At 70.7% G+C, this 9,461-nt stretch carries 10 protein-coding genes; 9 read left to right on the top strand and 1 reads right to left on the bottom strand.

The features are described 5' to 3' along the window. Positions 1-60 precede the first annotated feature (60 nt). The 8 genes from ETD85_RS56530 (at position 61) to ETD85_RS56495 (ending at position 8,410) form a co-directional block, all read left to right on the top strand. Positions 61-924 carry a shikimate dehydrogenase gene (locus tag ETD85_RS56530; RefSeq protein ID WP_138698098.1) on the top strand — a complete coding sequence of 288 codons (864 nt, stop codon included), beginning with the start codon at positions 61-63 and terminating at the stop codon, positions 922-924. Between the two features lie 242 nt (positions 925-1,166). Beyond that, the gene (gene infC, locus ETD85_RS56525) at positions 1,167-1,775 is read left to right on the top strand and encodes a translation initiation factor IF-3 (protein WP_138698097.1); all 609 of its coding nucleotides are present in this window, start codon (positions 1,167-1,169) and stop codon (positions 1,773-1,775) included. 168 nt (positions 1,776-1,943) lie between these two features. Next, on the top strand, positions 1,944-2,138 hold the full coding sequence (gene rpmI / locus ETD85_RS56520) for a 50S ribosomal protein L35 (protein WP_090761693.1): 195 nt from the start codon (positions 1,944-1,946) through the stop codon (positions 2,136-2,138). 23 nt (positions 2,139-2,161) lie between these two features. After that, a complete protein-coding gene (gene rplT, locus ETD85_RS56515; protein WP_138698096.1) occupies positions 2,162-2,545 on the top strand; it encodes a 50S ribosomal protein L20 in 384 nt (127 codons plus the stop codon). A gap of 84 nt (positions 2,546-2,629) precedes the next feature. Then, positions 2,630-3,541, top strand: a complete 912-nt coding sequence (locus ETD85_RS56510) for a TrmH family RNA methyltransferase (protein WP_138698095.1) — start codon at positions 2,630-2,632, stop codon at positions 3,539-3,541. A 50-nt stretch (positions 3,542-3,591) separates the two neighbouring features. Next, on the top strand, positions 3,592-4,683 hold the full coding sequence (locus tag ETD85_RS56505; RefSeq protein WP_138698094.1) for a sensor histidine kinase: 1,092 nt from the start codon (positions 3,592-3,594) through the stop codon (positions 4,681-4,683). 131 nt (positions 4,684-4,814) lie between these two features. Continuing rightward, positions 4,815-5,855 carry a phenylalanine--tRNA ligase subunit alpha gene (pheS, locus tag ETD85_RS56500; protein WP_240780070.1) on the top strand — a complete coding sequence of 347 codons (1,041 nt, stop codon included), beginning with the start codon at positions 4,815-4,817 and terminating at the stop codon, positions 5,853-5,855. Next, a complete protein-coding gene (locus tag ETD85_RS56495; RefSeq protein WP_138698092.1) occupies positions 5,855-8,410 on the top strand; it encodes a phenylalanine--tRNA ligase subunit beta in 2,556 nt (851 codons plus the stop codon). Before pheS ends, ETD85_RS56495 begins: the two co-directional genes overlap by 1 nt. 204 nt (positions 8,411-8,614) lie before the next feature. On the opposite strand, the gene ETD85_RS56490 is transcribed toward ETD85_RS56495, so the two are convergent. Beyond that, entirely contained in the window at positions 8,615-9,049 is a 435-nt protein-coding gene (locus ETD85_RS56490; RefSeq protein WP_338087261.1) for a Uma2 family endonuclease, read from the bottom strand. A 105-nt stretch (positions 9,050-9,154) separates the two neighbouring features. Between ETD85_RS56490 and ETD85_RS56485 the strand changes: the two genes are divergently transcribed. Further along, positions 9,155-9,388, top strand: a complete 234-nt coding sequence (locus tag ETD85_RS56485; protein ID WP_138698091.1) for an RNA-dependent RNA-polymerase — start codon at positions 9,155-9,157, stop codon at positions 9,386-9,388. The last annotated feature ends 73 nt before the right edge of the window (positions 9,389-9,461 follow it).

The following is a 9,461-nucleotide window of genomic DNA, read 5'->3' as shown; positions in this document are numbered from 1 at the left end:
AGATGTGTATAAGAGTCAGGGAGGTTGGGGGTAAGGTCTTCGTGTTCGGAAGGAGTGCGGATGCGGGCTGCGGTGATGGGGTCGCCCATCGATCACTCGCTCTCGCCCTACCTGCACAGGGCCGCCTACCAGGCGATGGGGCTCGGCGGGTGGAGCTACGAGGTGTTCGAGTGCGATGAGGCGCGGCTGCCGGGGCTGCTGCGGGAGCTGAGGCCGGTGCGCGGGCAGGTGCCGGGCGACGAGGACGCCTGGGCGGGCCTGTCGCTGACCATGCCGCTCAAGCGGGCCGTGCTGCCCCTGCTCGACACCGTCTCCGAGCTGGCTGTCGACGTCGGCGGGGCCAACACGGTGGTGTTCCGCGACGGGCGGAGCCACGGCGACAACACCGACGTCTACGGCATCGAGCAGGCGCTGGCCGAGGCCGGAGTGCCCGCCCCGCGTTCGGCCACGGTGCTGGGCGGCGGGGCCACGGCGGCCTCCGCGCTGGCGGCGCTGCGCAACCTGGGCCTGTACTCCGCGACGCTGCTGGTGCGCGACCCCGCGCGGGCGGGGGAGACGGCCGAGGTGGCCGAGCGGCTCGGCGTGGCGCTGGCGGTGGAGACGTTCGACAAGCTTGACGCGCTGACCCGGGTGGACCTCGTGGTGTCCACGCTGCCCGGCGGGGCGGCAGACGTGTTCGCGGCCCGGCTGGCGGGGGCGCCGGCGCTCTTCGACGTGGTCTACTCGCCCTGGCCGACCGGCACGGCGGCGGCGGTGCGGGCCGCGGGCGGCACGGTGGTCGGCGGGTTCCCGATGCTCCTGCACCAGGCGGTGCGGCAGGTGGAGCTGATGACCGGACGGACGGACGTGCCGGTGGAGGCCATGCGGGCGGCCGGGGAGGCCGAGATTCGCAGGCGGCGCGAACTTCCTGGCCAGCAGGGATGATTCGAGGAACCTTCGTGGTTGTGGTAATGTAGCTCCCTGATCGGTCCGGCATTCCTTGCTGGACGCGCAAGCGGAGGTCTCCCTCCCACCTGTGTCACCGAAAGGCGGCCGGGTCCAGGATCACGCCGGACTACTCCGGGGAGCTCGAGGTCACGAAGCCGAAGAGCTCTGTGGCCCCGCATGCGCGACGTGCGGGGCTTTTCGCGTTTACGTGAAGCTCCCGGCACGACGAGCACGTAGGGATCGCAAACCTAGGAGGCCCCATCAGCACTGAGCCCCGCATCAACGAGCGTATCCGAGTTCCCGAGGTTCGCCTCGTGGGCCCGAACGGCGAGCAGGTAGGCATCGTCTCGATTCACGACGCCCTGAAGCTCGCCCAGGAGGCCGACCTTGACCTCGTCGAGGTCGCGGCCACGGCTCGACCGCCCGTGTGCAAGCTCATGGACTACGGCAAGTTCAAGTACGAGTCCGCGATGAAGGCGCGCGAGGCGCGCAAGAATCAGGCGCACACGATCATCAAGGAGATCAAGCTCCGGCCGAAGATCGACCCGCACGACTACGAGACCAAGAAGGGTCACGTGGTGCGGTTCCTCAAGGCGGGGGACAAGGTCAAAGTCACGATCATGTTCCGTGGTCGCGAGCAGTCCAGGCCCGAGCTCGGGTTCCGGCTGCTGCAGCGGCTGGCGGACGACGTCCAGGAGCTGGGGTTCGTCGAGTCCCACGCCAAGCAGGACGGCCGTAACATGATCATGGTGATCGGTCCGCACAAGAAGAAAGCCGAGGCCAAGGCCGAAAAGGCCGCAGCCAAGGCACAGCGTGGCGACGAGGAGCCTTCCGCACCGGAAGAGTGACCCGCAGTTGGGGTTAGCCTTACAACGGTGCCTCGCCTCCAGCGGCATACCGCAGGTAGCGGGGTCTGCGCCTACCCCAGCAGCCACCGGCAGACTGAAGACGCCGCGACCGGGCCGGCCAGCACCGGCCCGGCCACCGGCACGACCGAAACGAGGAGAGACGGCGACATGCCGAAGATGAAGACGCACAGCGGTGCGAAGAAGCGGTTCCGGGTCACCGGCACCGGCAAGATCAAGCGTCGCCGTGCCAACCGCGCGCACTACAACGAGTGGAAGTCGTCCACGCTGACGCGCCGTCTCAAGAACGAGGTCGTCCTTTCTGACGCCGACTCTAAGAAGATCAAGAAGCTGCTCGCCAAGTAGCGCGAACCCCCGGGGAGAAGAACATGGCACGCGTGAAGCGGGCGCTCAACGCCAAGAAGAAGCGCAAGGTCGTCCTCGAGAGGGCGAGCGGTTACCGTGGCCAGCGGTCACGGCTTTACCGCAAGGCCAAGGAGCAGATGCTCCACTCGATGACGTACGCCTACCGGGACCGCAAGGACCGTAAGGGTGCGTTCCGCCGTCTCTGGATCCAGCGGATCAACGCCGCCGCCCGCCAGAACGGCATGACTTACAACCGTCTGATCCAGGGTCTGCGCCTGGCTCACATCGAGGTCGATCGCAAGATCCTTGCCGACCTCGCGGTGAACGACAGCCAGACCTTCGCCGCGCTCGTCGAGGCCGCCAAGAAGGCGCTCCCGGCGAACGTGAACGCTCCGGCCGCGAGCTGAAGCGACCGTCTTGAACGAGGGGCCCACCGATGACGGTGGGCCCTTTGCTGTATGCACACGCTGTATGCCCACGAAAGGGAGAGCATGGCCGGGTCTGAGCTGACCAACGTGAGGTCGCCGCGGGTGAAGGCGGCCAGGCGGCTCACCAAGCGGGCCTACCGGGAGCAGGACCGCAGATTCCTGGCCGAGGGGCCGCAGGCGGTGCGTGAGGCGCTCAAGCTCGACGGCGTGACCCTGGAGCTGTTCGCCACGGCCGAGGCCGAGCTGCGCCATTCCGAGTTGATCACCGAGGCCACGCTCCAGGGCATCCCCGTCCACCGCGCCAGCGGCGAGGTCATGTCGGAGCTCTCCCAGACCGTGACGCCCCAGGGGCTGCTGGCCGTGTGCGGGCTCGTCCACGTGCCGCTGGAGCAGGCACTCGGCGGCCCGAGCGGCCCGGGCGGCCCGAGCGGCCCGGGCGGCCCGGGCGGCGCGGACGACACGGGCGACACGGGGGGCGTGGACGACACGGGCGACATGAGCGGCGCGGGTGGCGGGCCCCGGCTGGTCGCCGTGCTCGCGCACGTGCGCGACCCCGGCAACGCCGGCACCGTCATGCGGGCCGCCGACGCGGCCGGCGCCGACTCGGTGATCTTCACCGACGCGTCCGTCGACCCGTACAACGGCAAGTGCGTACGCGCGAGCGCCGGCAGCCTGTTCCATTTGCCGGTGGTCATCGGTGCACCGGTGAGCGCCGCCGTGCGTCAACTCAAGGAGCGCGGGCTGCGCGTGCTGGCGGCAGACGGCGCGGGCAAGCACACGCTCGACGATGTCGATCTGTCGGGGCCCACCGCGTGGATCTTCGGCAACGAGGCTTGGGGACTGCCGGAGGAGATACTCGCCGAGGCGGACGATGTGGTCAGAGTGCCCATCTACGGACAGGCTGAAAGCCTGAACCTGGCCACTGCCGCGGCGGTATGCCTTTACTCCTCCGCCAGGGCGCAGCGAGTGTCCTAGGCGGCTGGAAACCCGCTATTGTCGGCGTTGTAGGCGGAGGAGGCGAGGTCGTGCACGGCGCAGACACCGACGGGCGAGTGGTGGCCGCCGCGTGCACGATAGCCATCGACGACCTCCCCGACGGCCTTATCGTGACCGACCGATATGGGTGCGTGGTGGCCGTCAACCGGGCCGCCGCGAGGCTCACCGGGGTCGCCATGGAGCGCGCGGTCGGCCGGCACATGAACGACGTCTACCCGTTCCGCGACCACGACGGGCGCGACTGGTGGAAGGCGCTCGACCCGGAGGGCGGGCTGCCCAGCCGGAGCCGGGTGCCGGAGCGCCCGCTGCATCTGCCCGGCGGCCAGGAGCTCTACGTCGCGGCCAGGCTCGTGCGCGAGCCGGAGCGCGGCGGCGAGGTCGAGCGGGTGGCGATCACCCTGCGCGACGGCGGCGCGCGTGCGCGGCTGGAGCGCAGCCGCGCCGACCTGGTCTCCACCGTGGCCCACGAGCTGCGCTCGCCGCTGACCAGCGTCAAGGGGTTCACGGCCACGCTGCTGGCGAAGTGGACGCGCTTCACCGACGAGCAGAAGCGCGTCATGCTGGAGACCGTCAACAACGACGCCGACCGGGTCACCAGGCTCATCACCGAGCTGCTCGACGTCTCCCGGATCGAGTCCGGGCGGCTGGAGGTGCGCCGCCAGGTCGTGGACATCCCGGCCAGGGCGCGCAGGCTCATCGCGGGCCGGGTCGCGGCGGGCGAGCCCGAAGAGCGTTTCCTCCTGATCGACGGCGGCGACCTGCCCGAGATGTGGCTCGACCAGGACAAGATCGACCAGATCCTGGGTAACCTGGTGGAAAACGCGGTGCGTCACGGGCGTGGCACTGTGACAATCGAGATCGAGTCCGTCGGATGGGGAGTTGCCGTGTCGGTGCGCGACGAGGGCGAGGGCATCGAGCCCGAGCTGGCTCCGCGCGTCTTCCGGCAGTTCTGGCGCGGCGGCAACAGCCGCAGGCGCGGTGGCACCGGGCTGGGGCTGTTCATCGTGAAGGGCCTGGTCGAGGCGCACGGCGGGACGATCGCCGTGCAGCGGGCGCCCGAGGGCGGCGCGGAGTTTCGATTTACCGTGCCCACCGGCACGCCCGACTTCGCGTCTGTCTAGTCGCTTGATTCGGGCCCGGTGGGCGGGCCCCACTAGACTCTTTTCCGCTCAAGCCCTGGATACGGAGCTCACTCTTGTCTGACTACGACCCCGTCGAGGTGACACCGTTGCATGCCGACGAGGTGTCCCGCATGGAGGCCGACGCCATTGCGGCGATCAAGGCCGCTGACAGCCTCGACGCACTCAAGCAGGCCCGGCTGGCGCACGCGGGCGACCGCTCGCCCATCGCCCTGGCCAACCGCGAGATCGGCGCCCTGCCGCCGGCCGCCCGCGCCGAGGCCGGCAAGCGCGTCGGCGGCGCGCGTAAAACGATCGGCGAGGCGCTCGCCGCCCGCCAGGCCGAGCTGGAGGCCGAGCGCGACGCGCGGGTGCTCGTCGAGGAGACCGTCGACGTCACCCTGCCCTGGGACCGGCGGCCGCGCGGCGCCCGCCACCCGCTGACCACGCTGCAGGAGCGCATCGCCGACGCGTTCGTCGCCATGGGATACGAGGTGGCCGAGGGGCCCGACCTCGAAGGCGAGTGGTTCAACTTCGACGCACTCAACATCGCCAAGGACCACCCGGCCCGCTCCGACCACGACACGTTCTTCGTCGAGTCCACCGGCTCCGGCATGGTGCTGCGCACGCAGACCTCGCCCGTGCAGATCAGGGCGCTGCTCCAGCGCGAGCTGCCGGTCTACGTGATCTCGCCGGGCAAGACGTTCCGCACCGACGAGCTCGACGCCACCCACACCCCGGTCTTCCACCAGACCGAGGGGCTGGCCGTGGACGAGGGGCTGACGATGGCGCACCTCAAGGGGACGCTCGACCGGTTCGCGGAGGTGATGTTCGGCAAGGGCATCACGACCAGGTTCCGGCCCAACTACTTCCCCTTCACCGAGCCGTCCGCCGAGATGGACCTCAAGTGCTTCGTCTGCCGGGGCGCCTCGGCGATCCCGGGCAACCCGCCCTGCCGCACCTGCAAGTCGGAGGGCTGGATTGAGTGGGGCGGCTGCGGCATGGTCAACCCGCGCGTGCTGGTCGCGTGCGGCGTCGATCCCGCGCGATACTCCGGGTTCGCGTTTGGCATGGGCATCGAGCGGACGCTGATGTTCCGCCACAGCGCCGAGGACATGCGTGACATGGTCGAGGGAGACGTGCGCTTCACGCTCCCGTTCGGAATGGAGATCTGATGAAGGTCCCGCTCTCCTGGCTGCGGGAGTATGTCGATCTCCCGGCGGTCACGGCCCACGAGGTGGCCGACAAGCTCACGGCGGCCGGGCTCAAGCTCGAGTCGATCACTTCGCATGGCCACGACGTCAAGAACGTCGTCGTCGGCGAGGTGCTTGAGATCGAGGAGCTGACCGGGTTCAAGAAGCCGATCAGGCACTGCAAGGTCGAGGTGGGGGAGGCGACGCCGCGCGAGATCGTCTGCGGCGCCACGAACTTCGCCGCCGGCGACCGCGTGCCCGTCGTCCTGCCCGGTGGCGTGCTGCCCGGCGGGTTCGAGGTGGGCGCGCGCAAGACGTACGGGCGCCTGTCCGAGGGCATGATCTGCTCCGAGCGCGAGCTCGGGCTGGGCGACGACCACAACGGCATCATGGTGCTGCCCCCGGACACGCCGATCGGCACCGACGTGGTCGAGCTGCTCGGGCTGCGCGACGACGTGATCGAGTTGGAGATCACGCCCGACATCGGCTACGCGCTGTCGATCAGAGGTGTGGCGCGCGAGGCGGCGACCGCCTTCGGCGTGGCCTTCCGCGACCCCGCCGACATCGAGCTGCCGGCGGAGAGCGCGTCGTCGTGGCCGGCCTCGATCGCCGACCCGACCGCGTGCGACCGGTTCGTGCTGCGCGAGGTCCGCGGGTTCGACCCGGCCGCCGCGAGCCCGCTCTGGATGCGCGTACGCCTCACGCGGGCCGGCATGCGGCCCGTGTCGCTGGCCGTGGACATCACCAACTACCTGATGCTGGAGCTCGGGCAGCCGCTGCACGCGTTCGACCGCGACAAGCTGAGCGGCGAGATCGTCGTGCGCAGGGCCGTGGCGGGCGAGCGGCTGGAGACGCTCGACCACGTCGTACGCGAGCTCGACCCCGACGACATCCTCATCACCGACCAGTCGGGGCCGATCTCGATGGCGGGCACGATGGGCGGGCTGGAGACCGAGATCTCCGACGGCTCGACCGACATCGTCATCGAGGCCGCCCACTTCTCCGCCACCGGCATCTCGCGCGAGTCGCGCAGGCACGGGCTGGTCTCGGAGGCGTCCAAGCGGTTCGAGCGGGGTGTCGACCGGGAGCTGCCGCTCGTCGCCTCGTGGCGGGCCGTGCAGCTGCTGGCCGAGCTGGGCGGCGCCACCGTCTCGCCCGGCGTGACGCACGCCGAGGTCGAGGTCTCGCCCGCGCGCATCGCCATCCCGTCGGGCTACCCGGGCGTCGTGGCCGGGGTGCCGTACGGGAAGGAGACCGTGGTCGGCCGGCTGGAGCAGGTCGGCTGCGTGGTGGCCGACGGCGACGATCCCGCCGTGCGGCGGGGCGGCGTCGACCCGACCGGGGTCGTGACCGGCGGCGCGCTGGCGGCCAGGCTGGCCGTCACGGGCCCCGACATGATCACGGTGACGCCGCCGTCCTGGCGGCCCGACCTGACCGACCCCAACGACCTGGCAGAAGAGGTCATCCGGCTGGAGGGCTACGAGAGCCTGCCGTCGGTGCTGCCTTCGGCTCCGGCCGGGGCCGGGCTCACCGAGGGGCAGCGGCTGCGCCGGAGGGCCGGCCGCGCGCTGGCCGAAGGCGGCTATGTCGAGGTGCTCAGCTACCCCTTCATCAGCCCCGACGACTTCGACCACCTGCAGCTGCCCGCCGACGACGCGCGGCGCCGGGCCATGCGCCTGGCCAACCCGCTGTCGGAGGACGAGCCGCTGATGCGCACGACGCTGCTGCCGGGGCTGCTCAAGACCCTGGTGCGCAACGTCGGCCGCGGGTTCACCGACGTGGCGCTGTTCGAGACGGGGCCGGTCTACCGGCCGCGCGAAGGGGCGCCCGCGGCGGCGCCGGTGCTCGGGGTCGAGCGCCGGCCGACCGCCGAGGAGCTGGCCTCGATCGAGGCGGCGCTGCCCGACCAGCCGCAGCGGGTCGCGGTCGTGCTGGCCGGCGAGTTCGAGCGCTCCGGCTGGTGGGGCCCCGGGCGGGCGGCCTCGTGGGCCGACGCGGTGCAGGCCGCGCGGCTGGTGGCGGCCGAGTCGCGGATCGAGCTGTCGATCAGCGCCGACCAGCACGAGCCGTGGCATCCGGGCCGCTGCGCCGCCCTCTACGCCGGCGACACGCTGGTGGGGCACGCGGGCGAGCTGCATCCGCGGGTCGTCGAGGCGTACGGGCTGCCGAAGCGGACCGTGGCCATGGAGCTGGAGCTGTCGCGGCTGGAGGCCGCCATGCCGGGGCCGGTCGAGGCGCCGGCCGTGTCCGCCTACCCGGTGGCCACCCAGGACGTCGCGCTGATCGTGCCCGACTTCGCGCCGGTGGCCGACGTGGAGGCGGCCCTGCGCGACGGCGCCGGGGAGCTGCTGGAGTCGATCCGGCTGTTCGACGTGTACGCGGGGGAGCAGGTGGGCGAGGGGAACAAGTCGCTGGCCTACTCGATGCGCTTCCGCGCCGCCGACCGTACGCTGACCGTCGAGGAGACGACGGCGGCCAGGGACGCGGCGGTGGCGATGGCGGCCGATCGCGTGGGAGCTCAGCTCCGCAGCGCCTGAGGGTTGGCCGAAGGGCTGGTACGGCGGGTGCCGTGCCGGCCCTTCGCCTTATATGGCGTCGATCTCCGTGAGGTCGATGTCGATGGGGAAGGGGACGTCCACTTTGAGCTTGTTGTGGTGGATCCCCGTGTGGAGGTATGTGTTGGTGGCGGGGTAGAGCTCGTAGACGTAGACGACCGCCGCGTCCTCTTGGTCCTCGATGCGTCAGAAGTGCGGGATGCCGGCTCGGGCGTAGAGTTGCGGCTTGCGCTCGCGATCGCGGACCACGGACTCAGGTGAGACCACCTCGACGACCAGGATGACGTCCTTGGCCTCGTAGTAGGTCGCGTCTCGCCGGACGGCCGCGCCATCCCCCAGAACGATCAGATCAGGTTCGGGACGCTGCCTGGGGCCGAGCTTGACGCTCATCTCCCGGCGCACCCGACGGCCCTTCGGCGCCGCGGTGCGCAGGCCTGCCTCAAGCAGGAACAGGACGGAAGTGTGAAAGTCGCGCCGAGGGCCGACGAAGACCAGGCTTCCATCGATCAACTCCGTGTGCGCGGGCAGATCCGCAATGTGATCGAGATCTTCCGCCACGCGCCCGCTCGGTGGTGGGAAGAGCCAGGCGGGGAGCGGGGGAGGCGCCGCTTCGGACGTCATGTCGCCTACGGTAGCCATCTCGGTGTGCTCACGTTCCGTAAACGGTCATACACGTTGATGGGGCCGGAGTTGAGGCGTGTGGGCCGGGCCGGGGACAATTGCGGCATGAGGCAGCTGCTCGTGTTCGCGGAACGGGATGACGCCGAGGAGGTCGCGGAGACGCTCGGCGAGTGGTTCGCCTCGCTCGGGGTGCCGCGGGTGGTGCGGGAGACGCTCGCGGGGGAGGACGACGCCGAGGACGCGCAGTGGCTGGTGGTCGTCGAGGGGCTCGACGAGGGCGCGCTGGCGAAGGTGGATGAGCTGGTGGAGCGGTACGAGGGGTGGCGGGAGGCGGGCTGACGCCCGGGCCCACCGTGTTCGTGGCTGTTCGTGGCTGTTCGTGGCTGTTCGTGGGCTGTTCGTGGGCTGTTCG

Origin of the sequence: Nonomuraea zeae, assembly GCF_005889725.1 — a bacterium.
GTDB classification, from domain to species: Bacteria; Actinomycetota; Actinomycetes; order Streptosporangiales; family Streptosporangiaceae; genus Nonomuraea; species Nonomuraea zeae.
This window is presented reverse-complemented; position numbering and strand designations above follow the sequence as displayed.

What these genes read in the sequence shown, in the direction of transcription:
- ETD85_RS56530 (WP_138698098.1), top strand. Translation starts at nt 61, where the DNA reads ATGCGGGCTGCGGTGATGGGGTCGCCCATCGATCACTCGCTCTCGCCC.
- rpmI (WP_090761693.1), top strand. Translation starts at nt 1,944, where the DNA reads ATGCCGAAGATGAAGACGCACAGCGGTGCGAAGAAGCGGTTCCGGGTC.
- rplT (WP_138698096.1), top strand. Translation starts at nt 2,162, where the DNA reads ATGGCACGCGTGAAGCGGGCGCTCAACGCCAAGAAGAAGCGCAAGGTC.
- ETD85_RS56510 (WP_138698095.1), top strand. Translation starts at nt 2,630, where the DNA reads ATGGCCGGGTCTGAGCTGACCAACGTGAGGTCGCCGCGGGTGAAGGCG.
- pheS (WP_240780070.1), top strand. Translation starts at nt 4,815, where the DNA reads ATGGAGGCCGACGCCATTGCGGCGATCAAGGCCGCTGACAGCCTCGAC.
- ETD85_RS56495 (WP_138698092.1), top strand. Translation starts at nt 5,855, where the DNA reads ATGAAGGTCCCGCTCTCCTGGCTGCGGGAGTATGTCGATCTCCCGGCG.
- ETD85_RS56490 (WP_338087261.1), bottom strand. Translation starts at nt 9,049, where the DNA reads ATGACGTCCGAAGCGGCGCCTCCCCCGCTCCCCGCCTGGCTCTTCCCA.
- ETD85_RS56485 (WP_138698091.1), top strand. Translation starts at nt 9,155, where the DNA reads ATGAGGCAGCTGCTCGTGTTCGCGGAACGGGATGACGCCGAGGAGGTC.